This is a genomic window from Brevundimonas sp. NIBR11 (assembly GCF_027912535.1).
Lineage (GTDB): Bacteria > Pseudomonadota > Alphaproteobacteria > Caulobacterales > Caulobacteraceae > Brevundimonas.
Map to the genome: position 1 here is coordinate 2,330,801 of NZ_CP115465.1, position 13,889 is coordinate 2,344,689.

Consider the following 13,889-nt stretch of genomic DNA (forward strand, 5'->3'; position numbering starts at 1 on the left):
GAGCCCGATCCGACCGGAGCATCGCGTACGCCTGTCGGGAGCAGGCTCTAGGGCTGGATGACGACCCAGTCGCCGCCTTCGCGCCGCGCGGTCCAGCGCTGGCCGTCCCAGTCCTCGAAATTCAGGATCGCATCCCTGTGAGACTGCCCGGCCCCGACCGGGACATGGAAGAACTCTCGGCGATAGGGGTTCCAACTCGCCTGCCAGCAGGCCCCGCCCCAGGTGCGATAGCGCATGATGTTGTCGTGTGACGGGCCGCCGGCCTCCGGGGTGTGAATGAAGACCTCACTCTCCAGCCGCACGCGCCAGCGCGATCCGTCGCAGGTCACATAGGGGATCTCGCTGACCGTCCGTTCCGGGCGCCCCGCAGGCGCGGCCGCCGCAAACAGACCCAGGGCGAGACCCATCACTGCCTGAAAACCGACCATCGATCGCCCACCTTCGCCTAAAGCCTGACCATTGAAGACCGCCCCCTATGCGGCGCTTCGGCAACAGTCGTTCGCTTAAAGCCACGCGCGGCCACCAAGCGAGGAACAGCTTGGCCTTTGGCGCCATTGTTTGCGTTGGAAAGGGACTCGCCATGCCGACCAAGAAGCCGAACAAGCCCGACCTTCGTCTCGTCGCCGAGAGCGAGGTCTATGATCTGATGCGTGGCCCGCAGACGACGGCCGATCGGGTCAAACGGCTTCAGGCCGAGGCCCGAGCCCTGGCCATCGAACAGGTTGAGCAGCTCGAGAGGATCCTCGGCGAGGCCGCGTCCCTGGCCGACGAGATCGCCAAGGGCGGCGACGCCTATCCCGTCGGCGCCCGCGAGATCGCCTCGCGTTTGGCCGAAGACCTCCCCGCCAAGGCCGAGACCATCAAGGCGATCGTGTCGCGTCTGCCGTAAGTCCGTTGCGGGCGTAAAGCTTCGCCCTCAGCCGGTTGGCCAGGCGGAACAGCAGCACCGCCAGAACGATCAAAACCACCGGGACCAGGATCGGGGCGAGGAGCGCCAGGATCACCGTGAAGACGCTCAGCACGTCCTCTATGAAAGACAAAATCGGGTTGCCGACGCCGCCTGTCGTGGCCGTCGACGTCAATCGGGCTCCACCCTGGGCCGCGTTGAAGGCGAAGGCCGCGGGCGCCCCGACGATGATTCCGGCGACGGCGGCCGTGGTCGGATCGAGCCCGGCGAAGACGCTGCCCGCGGCGATCGCGCCCGCGACCGGCCGGGTGAAGGCGCCCATGACGTTCAGCCCGTGATCGACCACGGGGATCTTGTCGCCCGCGAACTCCACCACCGCCGCGACACCCAGGGCGGCGATGGAGGGCCAGTCCGCGAGCCAGCTCATCTGGTCGTTCAACTCGATCCCGAAAAGGCGAAACTTGACCGCCAGCGCCAGCATCAACAGCGGCAGAAAGGTCCGCAGCCCCGTCGCCGAGGCCAGGCCCAGCCCCAGGAGGGCGGGCAGGACCCAGACCTGAAATGGTCCGGCGACCGTTTCCAGCCCCTGCTGAACGCCTTGAAGATCGATGCCGTCCATTCGGATGTCCCTTATCAGACACAGGCCGCCGAGGAGGATAATACCCGGAACCGCGCGCGGGTCCGCCGGTTTCGCTGGGGAGTTTCAAGGAGAGCCCCATGACCGACCGTTTCGTACCCGCCGCCGAGAACACCGCCGACCACGAGCGGAAGATTCAGTCGGAGATCGATGGCAAGGCGGAGCAGGGCGGCGGCGAGGGTCAGGATAAGGGTGCGGTCCAGGCCGGCGCCCGCCGCTATCCGGAACCCCCCTTCCCCCAGCAGCATCAGACCAAGCCCGGAAACGAGGCGGCGCTGGATCCGGCGCCGATGTACGACGCCCCCTTCTGGAAGGGCTCGGGCAAGCTGGAGGGGTTCGCGGCCCTCATCACCGGCGCCGACTCGGGCATCGGTCGCGGCGTGGCCGTCCTGTTCGCGCGTGAGGGCTGCGATGTCGCCATCTGTCACCTCGACGAGGACGCGGACGCCGAGGAGACGAAAAAGGCCGTCGAGGCGGAGGGTCGTCGCGCCATCGTCCTTAAGGGCGACGTCGCCGATCCGGCCTTTTCGAAGATGGCGGTGGCCGAGACGCTGAAGGCCTTCGGCCGCCTCGATGTCGTCGTTCCTAACGCCGCCTTCCAGGAACATGTCGACGCCTTCGAGGACCTGACCTTCGAGCATTTCGACCGGACGCTGAAGACCAACCTCTACGGCTACTTCAACCTGACCCAAGCGGCTGTGCCGCACATGAAGGCGGGCGGGTCGATCGTGATGACCGGTTCGGTGACGGGCATCCTCGGCAACAAGGATCTGCTTGACTATTCAATGACCAAGGGCGGCATTCACGCCTTCGCCCGCTCGCTGGGTACACACCTCGCGAAGCGCGGCATTCGCGTCAACGTGGTCGCGCCCGGCCCGGTTTGGACGCCCTTGAACCCCGCCGACAAACAGGCCGAGGATGTCGCTCATTTCGGGGAGGACACGGTGATGAAGCGCCCCGCCCAGCCCGAAGAGATCGCTCCGGCCTACGTCTTCCTCGCCTCGCCCCAGATGTCGAGCTTCATCACCGGCGAGTTGCTGCCGATCATCGGCGGCTATTCGGGAGGCTAGCCGACGACGTCCGCCTGATCCGGATGACGCTTGAACCAGGCCACGGCGTAACCGCACACCGGCGTCAGGCGATGATCCTCTGCGCGGGCGTGGTCGGCCAGGCTCTGCATGAACTGGCCCGCCGCGCCCGATCCGCGCAGTTCATCCTCGGCCTCGACGTGCAGGATGGCGCGGCGGTTTCCCTGCACCGAATAGTCGGCCCAGACGCGTCGCGTCTGACCCTCCCCATCCGTGAACCCCTGTTCGTAGCGTTGTTCGGCCACGACATCGCGGAAGTCGGTCATGAAGATCCCCTCGTTGCTACGAGAAGAATGTCTTGCATCGGCGGACCGTTCCGTACGGTCACGTATGATCAGGCGGGCCTGTCAGCCAGAAGGTTCAGCAGCCCCAGAACGCTCTTCACGGTGAACCAGACGCTGAGCAGGAACCAGAGCAGGAGAAACAGAAGCAGGAAGGGGATGCCGATCAGCACGATCGAGGCGACGCTTGAGATTGCGATCAGCACCCACAGGGCGATGGTCCACCAGAAGACCGACCAGAACAGCGCGATCTGGGCCTCGATATGCTGGCGTGCGACGCCCGTGGCCGAACCGCGCGCGGCGTAGGACACCACCAGTCCGACCAGAACCAACACGTTCGCCGAAGGAATCGAAAGGATATAGAGCGCCCAGGCCACTAGAGCGGCGGGCTTGCCCTCGGCTTCGTGGCCCGCCTCGAGACGGGGTTGGGATGCGTCGAACATTCAGTCGCTCCTTTATTGACGAGAGCCTTATTCACGGGATCGGCCGGATCGCTGCACGATCCCTCCTCAGCCGATCAGGCTCAGAACAGCCAGGCGCGTGGCTTCTCGATCGGTCGGCTCGCCTTCAGCTTCAGAACGCCTCCAGCGCCCCGAAGGATCAACCAGACCGCCAGAACGAACAGAACGAAGACCCCCAGGCCCACGGCGATCAGGATAGCGCCGAGCAGGGCGACCACCGCGCCCGCCCAAAGGGTGCGCTGTTGGAACATGAAGTGGCTCGCGGCGATCTCGCCTTTTGGAGCCGCCCGGCCGGTGACGGCCAGAAGGGCGAGCACGGCGGAGACGCCCAGCGTCGGCACCGCGAAGAGAATCAGGGCGTAGACGGTGTAAATGCCCATGGCGCCGTCGATCGGCGCCTGTTGTTCGCCGCGACGTGCGAAGCTTCCGACAGGTTGTTCGGCGACCGGCGTCTCGCGCGCCCAGCGGGGAACCGGTTCGGGCGCGGGCGGCGGGGCCGGGATCGGCGTCGGAGCAGCCATCTCGGGAACCGGGGCGACGACCGGGCCAGGCGTCGGTTCGAACAACCCGGCCCCGACTTTCGGCTCCGGCTCGACGGGTCTGCGCTCACGCGTCCGGCCCTCGAGCGCCGCGGGTGTGGCGAATCCGATCAGGTCGTCGTCATGATGGTCCGGCTCGGACGGCCGGCGTGCACTGGGATCGCCGGGCTCGGCCATCGGGGTCCTCGCGTTCATGGTGGCGACAATGGCGGGGCGGCCCGTCCGAGGCAAGTCAGCCGAGGTCGTTGATCGAGAGATCGGCCCGGTCCATCCAGCTTCCGGCCATCCAACCGCGCTCGGCGGCGCTTAGATGCTCGCCGATCAGGATGGCGTTGGTCGGCGTCTCTTCGAGCGTCAGTTCGACGCAGCGATAGGGCGAGCCATCGGCGGCCAAGATGGCGTCGAGCTTGCGCCTCAGGGCGACGGCGAAGGCCTCGGTCGTCGGGTCGCCATCGAAGACCATCAAGCGAGGCACGCGCTGCGGTTCGGTCTCCCGAAACCACGCCAGCATGGGATCGACGGCGTTCATCTGAAACGCGTGATCCACGGCCTTGTCGATGAAGCCGTGCCAGCGGCCTTTCAGCGTCTCGAACGAGGCGACGTAGTTGGAGCCGCCGAAATCCATCTCCGCGTCGGTGGCCAGGACGACGTGGACGAACTCGTTATGACCATGCGGCACCGCGCAGCGCGACGAGGGGTCGGCCAGCAGACGATGGGCCATCGAAAAGCGGCGTGTGAAACGAACCTGGGGCATTGCGCGGCGACATGTCGTGCCGAAAGCCGGCAAAGGCAAGGCTGGACCTTGATCAGCGCCGATAGGTCAGCTCGCACCCGGCCCCGTCGGCGGCCTCCAGCGCGCCCGGCTTGTCAACCCGGACGGTGACTCCCAGCACCCGTCGATCCTCCAGACAGTGGAGGGCCAACCGTTCGGCGAAGGTCTCGACGAGACCAACATGCCCCTCGGCGATTATGCGGCGGACCGAGGCGGCGATGGTCTCGTAGTTGATGGTGTCGTGGAGGCCGTGGACCTCTGCCTGGCCAAGATCCAGCGTCACGTCGATGACGAGGGTCTGGAGCCGTCCATGCTCGTGATCGTAGACGCCGATGCCCGCCTCGACCCGCAGGCCTTTCACGAAGACGGTCAGGTTTTCGCGCCGGGCGGCCGAAGGAAACTGGGTCACGGCGCTGTTCACTCGGCGATGTCGGGGGTTTGCCAGGCCAGGTGCTGGCCGGCGTCGACGGCGATCATCTGACCCGTGACGGACTGCGCGCCCACAAGATAAACGACAGCCTCGGCGATGTCCTCCGGCGACGGACCGTGGCCCAGCGGCATGGCGGCCTGTTCGGCGGCGAACTGCGCCTCCGACTGGTGGATGGAGGCCAGTGTCGGGCCGGGCCCCACGCCGTTGACGCGGATGCGGGGAGCGAGGGCCTGGGCCAGGGTCCGCGTCGCCCACCACAGGCCGTTTCGCGACAGGGCGTAGGAGAAGAAGCGCGGATCGGGCTTCAACACCCGCTGGTCCAGCAGGTTGACGATCGACGATCCGTCCGGGGCCTGGGCCGCGAAGGTCTCGGCCAGCACCACCGGCGCCCGCAGATTGGTCTCCAGATGCAGGCGCCAGGTCTCGCGCGACAGGTCGCCGACGCGGTCGTCCTCGAACACCGAGGCGTTGTTGATCAGGACGGAGATCGCCCCCAGGGCCTTCCCGGCGGCGGGCATCAGGGCGCGGACCTCGGCTTCTTCGGTCAGGTCGGCGGAAACGACGGCGGCTCGGACGCCGAGGGCGCGAACCTCTTCGGCCAGGGCTTCTGCGTCCTCAACCGAATCGCGATGATGGATGGCGACGTCATGGCCGCGCGCGGCCAGGGCCAGCACGATGGCGCGACCGATCCGGCGCGCTCCACCGGTGACGAGCGCCGCGCCTCGATCGGACGACGCGCGAGGTTCAGTCAACCCGGCCGAACTCGAAGAAGTTGAAGGCGCCGACAACGGCGACGAAACCGAGGATGATGTAGAGGGCCAGCATGGAAAGCTCCTGATAGTCGGGCGGGCATACCGGCGCCGGGCCGTCGGTTCAAGGCCGCCACGCGCGTCGGATGGCAGTCAAAGGTCTCGCAAGACGCAGATGTCCAGGTTGCCTCACCCCGCCTCCTGTCGGACAAGGCGGTCATGACTGATTTTCCTGTGACGGTCTTTCACAACCCCGACTGCTCCAAGTCGCGTGCGACGGTGGACCTGATACAGGCGCGAGGGATCGAGCCGGAGATCATCCTCTATCGCGAGGTTGGCTGGACCGAGAAGAGACTGCGCGGCCTGCTGGAGCGCTTGGGAGAGCCGGCGAGAGCAATCCTGCGAACGGGGGAGGCGGAGGCGGCTCTGCTGGGCACGAACGCCTCGGACGACGTCGTCATCGCCGCCATGGTCGCCCACCCGATCCTGGTCGAACGTCCCATCGTCGAAAGCCCCCTCGGCGTCGTCGTGGCCCGACCGGTCGAACGGGTGTTCGAGGTCCTTCCGGCCCTGTAGCCTCGCCCCATGAACTGGCGCGTCCGAATCGAGCCCTTCACCCGCCCGATCTTCTTCTTCGTGTCGCGGCTGTCGCGCGGCATGACCCTGGGCGTGCGGTCCGTGGCGGTGGATGCCCAGGGCCGCGTCATGCTGGTGAAACACACCTATCTGGCCGGCTGGTGGTTGCCCGGCGGAGGCGTCGATCGCGGCGAGACCACAGGCGAGGCCGCCGCGCGTGAACTGGTCGAAGAGACGGGACTGATCGCCACGGCGCCCGGCCGGCTGGTCTCCGTCCATTCCAACGAGCGGTTCTTCCGGGGCGATCATGTGCTGGTCTATCGCTTCGACGCCTTCAAGGCGGGCGAACTGACCCATCACGGCGAGATCGCAGAGACCGGCTGGTTCGACCCCCTGAACCTGCCCGAGGATGCGCACCGATCGACGCGTTCGCGCATGGCGGAGATGTTCGGCGGTGCGCCCATCGATTCGCGCTGGTAAAGGCTTCGCCATGAACTTCGCCCCTTACATCGCCATGCTGGCCGTCGTTTTGGCCGGCGGCGCCACCGCGCTCCAGGCGCCGACGAACGCCCGGCTGGCGACGGCCGTGGCCAGTCCGGTCAACGCCGCCTTCGTCTCCTTCGCCGTCGGCACGGCGGCACTCGGCCTCCTCGCCGCCATCCTGCACACCCGGCCGGACATTACGGCAGCCAAGGGCCTGCCCTGGTACGCCTGGGTCGGAGGCCTGTATGGCGCGATCTTCGTGGTCGCGGCGACCTGGGCCGTTCCGCGTCTGGGCGTGGCCATGACCATCACCCTGATGGTGGCGGGCCAGCTCATCATCAGCCTGGCGCTCGATCATTTCGGCGCGTTCGGCGTGCCTCGCGCTCCGGTCAACCTTGGCCGGATCGCCGGTGTGGCTCTCGTCATCGCCGGCGTCGTCCTCGTGCGCCGCAGCTGAGATGTCGGCGCCCCTCCCCGACGCCGGCCTGAACTGGGTCGACGCCCGCGCGCCCGAGGGGCTGAAGCCCTGGCTGAAGCTTGGCCGGTTCGACCGGCCCATCGGCGTCTGGCTGCTGCTGCTTCCCGGCTGGCAGGGGATCGCCCTCGCGCTGAGCCAGCACCGGTCGACGCCCGACCTCTATGATTTGTGGCTGTTCGCCGGTTTCGCCATCGGGGCCTGTCTGATGCGGGCGGCGGGCTGCGCCTTCAACGACATCGTCGATCGCGACATCGACCTGAAGGTCGCCCGCACGGCGGCGCGTCCCGTCGCCTCCGGTCGGATCAGCGTCCGCGAGGCCTGGCGGTTCGTCATCGGGTGCAGTCTCGTCAGCCTAGCCATCCTCGTGACCCTGAACCTGACGGCGGTCCTGTTGGGCGTCGGCTCCCTGGCACTGGTCGCCGCCTATCCCTTCATGAAGCGCATCACTTGGTGGCCCCAGGCCTGGCTGGGCCTGACCTTCAACTGGGGCGCCCTGATGGGCTACGCCGCCGCGACCGGCGCCCTGAGCTTCCTCGTCTGGGCCAGCGGCCAGTGGAAGGTCATGAGCGGCGAATGGCTGACCTTCGCCGTCGCACCCGGCGTCAACGGAGAGCTGACGATCGCGGCCATCCTGCTGTGGGTTGGCGGCGTTTTCTGGACACTCGGCTACGACACCATCTACGCCCTGCAGGACATCGAGGACGACGCCATGGTCGGAGTGAAGTCCTCGGCCAGACGCCTCGGCACGGGCGTCCGAACCGGCGTCGCGGCCTTCTACGGACTGGCGGTGCTGTCGGCCGTGGCGGCCGGAGCCGTCGCTGAACTGGGGGCCCCCTTCTATCTCGGCGTCGCCGCCTACGCCGCCCATCTGGCCTGGCAGATCCGCGCTCTGCGGCCCGAGGACGGCGCCCTGGCGCTGAAACTGTTCAAGTCCAACCGCGAGGCGGGTCTGATCCTGCTGGCGGCCATCGCTCTCGGCACGCTAACCTTCGCCCTCTGACCCGGAGTTCGCCATGACCGCCCCCCTTCGCATGCTTGCCCTCAGCCTCGCCGTCGCCGCGACCCTGGCTGGCTGCAATCGCGACAAGGCCGAGGACAAGGCCGCTGCGCCGGCGCCCACCGCCGGCGCCGGAGCGATGGTCACCCCGGCCGACGCCGCCGCTCCCATGGCCTTCGAATCCAAGACCCCGTTCGCTGAGGTGAACCTGACGCTGCCGATCGCGATCAAGAGCCAGCCCGACCTGCACGCCCGCCTCTACGCCGCCGCCGTCCGCGACCTGCGCGAGTTTTCCGAAGGCGCCCAGGCCGACCGCACCGAGGCCGGCGGCGACGAGGGCGTCGGCGCCTACAGCAAGGAAATCGCCATCACCCCCGGCGCCGAGACCGGCAAGCTGTTCAGCCTGATCCGAACCGACAGCGAGTACACGGGCGGGGTCCACCCCAACTCGTCCTTCGCCGCGATCCTGTGGGACAAGGCCCTGAAGCGCGAAGTGGCGGCGGCCGACCTGTTCAAGTCCGGCGACCTGTCGGCGCTCGACATCGCCCTGTGCGCCGCCGTCAACGCCGAGAAGAAGAAGCGCGACCCGCAGGCCCAGACCATCTCCCTGACCGGCGGCGAAATGTGGAAATGCCCGCGCGCCTCGACCGTGCCCTTCGTTTTGGCCACCGGGACCCAGCCCGGCAAGGCCGGCGGTCTGGTCTTCCTGATCGGGCCGTATCAGGTGGGGTCCTATGCCGAGGGACCCTATGAGGTGACGGTGCCGCAGAGCGCTTTCCGGTCGCTGCTGGTCCCGGCCTATGCCGACGAGTTCGCCGGCGAGCCAAAGCCTCAGGACTGACCGCCTACTTCAGGAACGCGTCTACCAGTTCGTCGAACCGCTCCGGCTGATCGGCCATGATGAAATGGCGGCTGCCGTCCACGCGGATCAGGGTCACGCCGGGAAGCGTCGCATACTCGCGCTCCCACAACGCCTGAGCCATCGCGGGCGGCGCCCCGCCGTCGATATCGCTCGCATAGAGGGCTGTCACCGGGATCGTCATGGCGGCTAGTCCCGGCCGGGCGTCGGTGGTCATGACATCGGCCATGGCCGAGGCGACCGCGTGGTTGTCGCTCGTGACGGTCCAGTCGGCGATCTCGGCGCGGATAGCCACGTCCCGCGCCATGCCCGCCGCGGTGACCAGGCCCCGGCTGCGCTTGGCCTCCGGTTCGGTTTCCGCCAGCAATCCGGCGCGCGCCTGTTCGGCGAAGGGGCGGACGGTCTCGGCCGTCGCAGTGGGACCGTAGAGGGCGCTGAAGAAGGGCAGGCTGTCCACGCTCATCAGCCGCCCCACGGCCTCCGGATGGGTCTGGGCCAGACGCAGGCCCAGAAGCGCGCCCATGGAATGGCCGATCACGGCGGGCTTCTCCAGACCGGCCTCGGCGACATAGCGGGCCAGTTCGTCCACGGCGGGCGCGACGAATGGACCGTCGCCGTGGCTCCAGGGCTCGCCGGCGAAACCTGCCATTTGCACCAAATGAACCCGGTGCGTCGCGGCCAGACGCGTCGCCAGCAGACGCCAGACCTCGCGCGAAGACGCCAGACCGGGAATCAGGATGACGTCGGGACCTTCTCCAATCACCTCAACCGACAGCCGGTCCGACACGAAGGGCATGGTACGGATTGCCGGGGCGGGCTCGCCCCGAGCCTGGGTCGCGACGAAGAGCGTCCCCCCGACCGCGAGCGCGGCGGCCGAGGCCAGGAACAGGGCGCGCAGGGTCGAGCGCCCGACGAGGTGGCGGAAATGCAGCATGGCGATGTCCTTGTAAGGTTCGGCTGACCTAGGCGTCAGTGTGGGGGTTGTCGAAGACCGCTTCCACCGGTCGCTCGAACAGGGCGGCGATGCGGTAGGCGAGGTCGAGGGACGGGTCGTGCTTCTCTGTCTCCAGGGCGTTGACGGCCTGGCGGGAAACACCCAGCGCCTGACCCAGTTGTTCCTGGGTCCATCCCCTCTCCGTGCGGAGGAGCTTCAGCCGGTTCTTCATCAGTGCGAGGTCCGGATGAAGGGGGTCACGATGCCGAAACAAGCCCAGAACAGGGGGAAGATCATCCAGTTCGGGATGTGCGGCGCGTTGGCGTAGCTCTCTCCAAAGCCCCAGAAGCTGGCGATCGCCATGGCCATGCCCGCAGCGACGACGAACCGCTTGGCCATCAGCGCCCGCATGAATTCGTCGGAGTCCCGCATCAGGCTCAGGATCGACCAGATCCATCCGACGATGGGCGCGGAGACGACGACCGCCAAGGCCCAGGCGGCGGGTTTACCGATGATCTCATCGAAGGCGCCGAAAATGGCGACGACGTTCACGGCGACGTAGGGAATGGTGAAGGCCATTGTTCGGATAACGTATCTGCGGTCGGCGGGCGTACCGTTTTTCCAGCGCGTCATGTCGTGAGCTCCTGACTTAATGTAAGGCTTACATGACATGCAGGTTCTGTCAGGTCAACATGACTTTGTCAGGTCGTGCTGACATATCCTCCCCCGCCGCAGACCGCTTGGTCGATTCCCGCGGCCGGCCTATCATCGACCCATGCCCGCCGCCCCGCGCATCTCCCCTGCCGACCTGTTCGCTCCCAGCGACTGGGCGCCCTTTCAGTCGCGGTCGGCGTGGAAGGGGCCGCTGCTGGTCCTTCACTGCTGGGGCGTAATCGCGCTAGGCATCGCCGCCGGCGTCTGGCAGCCGATCTTGATCCCGCTCTGCGTGATGATCATCGGCACGCGCCAGCTCGGCCTTGCGATCCTGATGCACGAGGCCGCCCACGGAGCCTTGGCGAAGAATCTGAAGCTCAACGATTTCCTCGGCCACTGGCTCTGCGCCGTACCGATTGGCGCGTCCCTGAACGCTTACCGCCCCTATCACCTGTCTCACCACCGCTTCGCCCAGCAGGCCGAGGACCCTGATCTGGTCCTGTCGGCGCCCTTCCCTGTCTCGGGCGCGTCCCTGGGTCGAAAGATGATCCGCGACCTGACCGGCCAGACCTTTTTCAAACAGCGGGTGCTGCTTCCCCTGGCGATGCTGAGGAACCGGGCCACAGCGGGCGCAGCACACGACTATGAGGCCATCGTCACCGGCCGGTCGGTTCTGCCCTTCCTGCTGGTCAATGCCGCCATGCTCGCGGGCTTCTTCGCGGCCGGCGTATGGTGGGCGTGGTTCTCCCTGTGGCTCCTGCCGATGGCGACCTGGTTTCCGCTGGTGACGCGGCTTCGGAACATAGCCGAACACGCCTGCGTCGAGGGTTCGGCTGTCGACCCTTTCCGCGCAGCCCGCACCACCCGCGCGAGTTGGTGGGAGCGCGCCCTGATCGCCCCCTATTGGGTCAATTTCCACGCAGAGCACCACCTGTTCATGCACGTGCCCTGTTGGAGCCTGCCTCGCCTTCACCAGGCGGTTCGGGCGACGGAGCCTGGCCGTCGGATGGAGGTGGCCCGGGGCTATGTCAGCGTCCTGAGACAGGCGGCGTCGAAGCCCGCGTGAGCATCGCCGACCCCCGCGCCTTCATTCTCGAAAACACCCGGCTTCAAGCCGTGCCTCACGCGCCCGAAATCTCACTGTGGCTGGCCGACGAGATCACCCCGATCTGGAAGCTGACGGAGGAGGAGTTAGGCGAATTGGGCCTGCCGCCGCCGTTCTGGGCCTTCGCCTGGTCAGGCGGGCAGGGACTGGCCCGCTGGGTGCTGGACCATCCCGAGGTCTTCGCCGGGCGAACCGTCCTCGACTTTGCAACCGGCTCCGGTCTGGTCGGGATCGCGGCGATGAAAGCGGGTGCGACCCGCGTCCTGGCCGCCGACATCGATCCCTTCTGCGATGCGGCCGTCGCCCTGAACGCCGAGGCCAACGGCGTCGCCCTGTCCTTCACCGACCGCAACCTGCTGGACGCCCCGCCACCCGAGGTCGATGTGATCTGCGCCGGCGACGTCTGCTACGAAAAGCCGATGACCGAGCGAGTCATGGCCTGGCTCAGGGCTGCGCGGGCGCAGGGGATCCGCGTCTTCATCGGCGACCCCCATAGAACCTACTTCAACGCCGATGGCCTGAGTCATCTGGCCGAGTATCAGGTGCCGACGACGCGCGAGCTCGAAGACTTCGCCGTCAAGCGCAGTTCGGTGTTCGAACTGGACTAGCGGCCACGCTTGGTCGCGAGGCGGTTCGGTCCCATCTTTGAGCGATGCGCACCGCCCTTATCGCCATCGTCCTGATCACGGCCGCCGGAGCGGTCTCGGCGCAGACCTACGCGCCCGGCCAGCCGTACATCGGCGACCCGCTCGCCGACCGGCTGCGCGACCGCATGGAGATTCAGCGGCTCCAGTCCGAACAGCAGGCTGCCTTCGTTCGTCAACAGCAGTTGAACGCCCGTCTGACCGAGATGGAAATCCGCGGCCAGCGTCAGCCGGAGCCCTACATCCCCCTCGTCGCGGTCGCCCCCTCCTTGGACGCCCAGCGCCGCGCCAGAGAAGCCGCGACCGCCCGGCGCGAGGCGACCGCCGCCGGCGTCGGCCAGATCGACAGCTGGCTGGATCGCGCCCCGCACTGAGCGATTGCATCCCTTCCCCTCTCGCCGCGTTCCGGCCTAGCTTGGTCAGGACAAACGGGAGGCGACGATGCGTTGGCAGGGCGGACAGCGGGGCGGCGGGATCGAGGATCGCCGAGGCATGGGCGGCGGCGCCGTCGCGGGCGGCGGCATCGGCGTGATGGTCCTGGCGGCCATCGGCTATTTCGTCTTCGGCATCGACCCCTCGACGACGCAGCAGGTCGCCTCCAGCCTGGGTCAGGCCAGCGCGACCCAAGAAGGCAAGCAAGGCACGCCCGAGGATCAGGCCGGCCTGTTCGTCGACATCGTCGGCCGCAACATCAACGACGTCTGGGCCTCCAAGCTGTCGGGTTACCGGCCGCCGGACAATATCGTGATCTACGAGCAGGGCACGCCGACCGGCTGCGGCTTCGGCCAGTCGGCGATGGGCCCCTTCTATTGCCCGACCGATCGTCAGGTCTATCTGGACCTTTCCTTCTGGCAGGAGATGGAGACCCAGCTGGGGGCCTCCGGCGCCGACTTCGCTCGCGCCTATGTCCTGGCCCACGAGATCGGCCACCACGTCCAGACCCTGACCGGGGCCTCCGAACAGGTGCAACAGGCCCAGCAGCGCGCCTCCTCCGAGGGCGAGGCGAACCGGTATTCGGTCGCGCTGGAGCTCCAGGCCGATTGCTACGCCGGGGTCTGGGCCGCCAACGCGGCCTCGGTCTCGGGCGGCGAGGTCGCGGTCGAACAAGGCGATCTGGAGGAAGGCCTGCGCACCGCGTCGGCCATCGGCGACGACACCCTGCAACGTCGGTCCGGCGGTCGGGTCAGCCCCGAAAGCTTCACCCACGGCTCTTCGGCCCAGCGCATGGAATGGCTTCAGCGCGGATATCAGACCGGCGACCCGGCCAGCTGCGACACCTTCCAGGGTCTTTAATG

The 13,889-nt window shown here is 67.5% G+C and carries 22 protein-coding genes; 11 read left to right on the forward strand and 11 right to left on the reverse strand.

Annotated elements, in window-relative coordinates:
- Positions 1-47 precede the first annotated feature (47 nt).
- Positions 48-428, reverse strand: coding sequence for a hypothetical protein (locus tag O5O43_RS11765; protein ID WP_271084078.1), 381 nt, complete (start codon positions 426-428; stop codon positions 48-50).
- A gap of 152 nt (positions 429-580) precedes the next feature.
- Between O5O43_RS11765 and O5O43_RS11770 the strand changes: the two genes are divergently transcribed.
- On the forward strand, positions 581-889 hold the full coding sequence (locus O5O43_RS11770; protein WP_271084079.1) for a hypothetical protein: 309 nt from the start codon (positions 581-583) through the stop codon (positions 887-889).
- On the opposite strand, the gene O5O43_RS11775 is transcribed toward O5O43_RS11770, so the two are convergent.
- Positions 861-1,526, reverse strand: coding sequence for a DUF4126 domain-containing protein (locus tag O5O43_RS11775; RefSeq protein ID WP_271084080.1), 666 nt, complete (start codon positions 1,524-1,526; stop codon positions 861-863). The two genes, O5O43_RS11770 and O5O43_RS11775, sit on opposite strands and share 29 nt — an antisense overlap.
- A 98-nt stretch (positions 1,527-1,624) precedes the next feature.
- Here O5O43_RS11775 and O5O43_RS11780 point away from each other — a divergent pair, with 98 nt between their 5' ends.
- Entirely contained in the window at positions 1,625-2,614 is a 990-nt protein-coding gene (locus tag O5O43_RS11780; RefSeq protein WP_271084081.1) for an SDR family oxidoreductase, read from the forward strand.
- Here O5O43_RS11780 and O5O43_RS11785 read toward each other — a convergent pair.
- From O5O43_RS11785 to O5O43_RS11810, 6 genes are all read right to left on the reverse strand, one after another.
- Positions 2,611-2,898, reverse strand: coding sequence for a GNAT family N-acetyltransferase (locus O5O43_RS11785; protein WP_271084082.1), 288 nt, complete (start codon positions 2,896-2,898; stop codon positions 2,611-2,613). The two genes, O5O43_RS11780 and O5O43_RS11785, sit on opposite strands and share 4 nt — an antisense overlap.
- Positions 2,899-2,966: 68 nt before the next feature.
- On the reverse strand, positions 2,967-3,356 hold the full coding sequence (locus tag O5O43_RS11790) for a hypothetical protein (RefSeq protein WP_271084083.1): 390 nt from the start codon (positions 3,354-3,356) through the stop codon (positions 2,967-2,969).
- Between the two features lie 80 nt (positions 3,357-3,436).
- Positions 3,437-4,108 carry a hypothetical protein gene (locus tag O5O43_RS11795; RefSeq protein WP_271084084.1) on the reverse strand — a complete coding sequence of 224 codons (672 nt, stop codon included), beginning with the start codon at positions 4,106-4,108 and terminating at the stop codon, positions 3,437-3,439.
- A 37-nt stretch (positions 4,109-4,145) separates the two neighbouring features.
- Positions 4,146-4,667, reverse strand: a complete 522-nt coding sequence (locus O5O43_RS11800; RefSeq protein ID WP_271084085.1) for a 6-carboxytetrahydropterin synthase — start codon at positions 4,665-4,667, stop codon at positions 4,146-4,148.
- A gap of 52 nt (positions 4,668-4,719) precedes the next feature.
- Positions 4,720-5,094, reverse strand: coding sequence for a dihydroneopterin aldolase (gene folB / locus O5O43_RS11805; RefSeq protein ID WP_271084086.1), 375 nt, complete (start codon positions 5,092-5,094; stop codon positions 4,720-4,722).
- Positions 5,095-5,102: 8 nt separating this feature from the next.
- A complete protein-coding gene (locus O5O43_RS11810) occupies positions 5,103-5,867 on the reverse strand; it encodes an SDR family oxidoreductase (protein WP_271084087.1) in 765 nt (254 codons plus the stop codon).
- Between the two features lie 216 nt (positions 5,868-6,083).
- Here O5O43_RS11810 and O5O43_RS11815 point away from each other — a divergent pair, with 216 nt between their 5' ends.
- The 5 genes from O5O43_RS11815 to O5O43_RS11835 are packed head-to-tail and all read left to right on the forward strand — an operon-like array spanning position 6,084 to position 9,239.
- Positions 6,084-6,440 (forward strand): arsenate reductase family protein, encoded by a 357-nt coding sequence (locus O5O43_RS11815; protein ID WP_271084088.1) that lies wholly within the window; start codon positions 6,084-6,086, stop codon positions 6,438-6,440.
- Between the two features lie 9 nt (positions 6,441-6,449).
- Complete coding sequence (locus O5O43_RS11820) at positions 6,450-6,920, forward strand: NUDIX domain-containing protein (protein ID WP_271084089.1); 471 nt, start codon at positions 6,450-6,452, stop codon at positions 6,918-6,920.
- A gap of 10 nt (positions 6,921-6,930) precedes the next feature.
- Entirely contained in the window at positions 6,931-7,380 is a 450-nt protein-coding gene (locus tag O5O43_RS11825) for a DMT family transporter (RefSeq protein ID WP_271084090.1), read from the forward strand.
- Between the two features lies 1 nt (position 7,381).
- The gene (locus O5O43_RS11830) at positions 7,382-8,401 is read left to right on the forward strand and encodes a UbiA family prenyltransferase (protein WP_271084091.1); all 1,020 of its coding nucleotides are present in this window, start codon (positions 7,382-7,384) and stop codon (positions 8,399-8,401) included.
- Positions 8,402-8,414: 13 nt separating this feature from the next.
- Complete coding sequence (locus tag O5O43_RS11835) at positions 8,415-9,239, forward strand: RsiV family protein (RefSeq protein WP_271084092.1); 825 nt, start codon at positions 8,415-8,417, stop codon at positions 9,237-9,239.
- Positions 9,240-9,243: 4 nt separating this feature from the next.
- Here the strand turns inward: O5O43_RS11835 and O5O43_RS11840 are convergent, their stop codons facing one another.
- The 3 genes from O5O43_RS11840 to O5O43_RS11850 are packed head-to-tail and all read right to left on the reverse strand — an operon-like array spanning position 9,244 to position 10,824.
- Positions 9,244-10,191 (reverse strand): alpha/beta hydrolase, encoded by a 948-nt coding sequence (locus tag O5O43_RS11840; RefSeq protein WP_271084093.1) that lies wholly within the window; start codon positions 10,189-10,191, stop codon positions 9,244-9,246.
- 28 nt (positions 10,192-10,219) lie between these two features.
- The gene (locus tag O5O43_RS11845; RefSeq protein WP_271084094.1) at positions 10,220-10,423 is read right to left on the reverse strand and encodes a helix-turn-helix transcriptional regulator; all 204 of its coding nucleotides are present in this window, start codon (positions 10,421-10,423) and stop codon (positions 10,220-10,222) included.
- Complete coding sequence (locus O5O43_RS11850) at positions 10,423-10,824, reverse strand: hypothetical protein (RefSeq protein ID WP_271084095.1); 402 nt, start codon at positions 10,822-10,824, stop codon at positions 10,423-10,425. The genes O5O43_RS11845 and O5O43_RS11850 overlap by 1 nt, the downstream gene beginning before the upstream one ends.
- Before the next feature lie 142 nt (positions 10,825-10,966).
- On the opposite strand from O5O43_RS11850, the gene O5O43_RS11855 reads away from it, so the two are divergent.
- From O5O43_RS11855 to O5O43_RS11870, 4 genes are all read left to right on the forward strand, one after another.
- Positions 10,967-11,911 (forward strand): fatty acid desaturase family protein, encoded by a 945-nt coding sequence (locus O5O43_RS11855; protein WP_271084096.1) that lies wholly within the window; start codon positions 10,967-10,969, stop codon positions 11,909-11,911.
- Positions 11,908-12,558: a methyltransferase gene (locus O5O43_RS11860; protein WP_271084097.1), complete on the forward strand. Its 651-nt coding sequence runs from the start codon at positions 11,908-11,910 to the stop codon at positions 12,556-12,558. The genes O5O43_RS11855 and O5O43_RS11860 overlap by 4 nt, the downstream gene beginning before the upstream one ends.
- A 44-nt stretch (positions 12,559-12,602) precedes the next feature.
- Complete coding sequence (locus O5O43_RS11865) at positions 12,603-12,968, forward strand: hypothetical protein (protein ID WP_271084098.1); 366 nt, start codon at positions 12,603-12,605, stop codon at positions 12,966-12,968.
- Between the two features lie 67 nt (positions 12,969-13,035).
- Complete coding sequence (locus O5O43_RS11870; protein WP_271084099.1) at positions 13,036-13,887, forward strand: neutral zinc metallopeptidase; 852 nt, start codon at positions 13,036-13,038, stop codon at positions 13,885-13,887.
- Positions 13,888-13,889 lie beyond the last annotated feature (2 nt).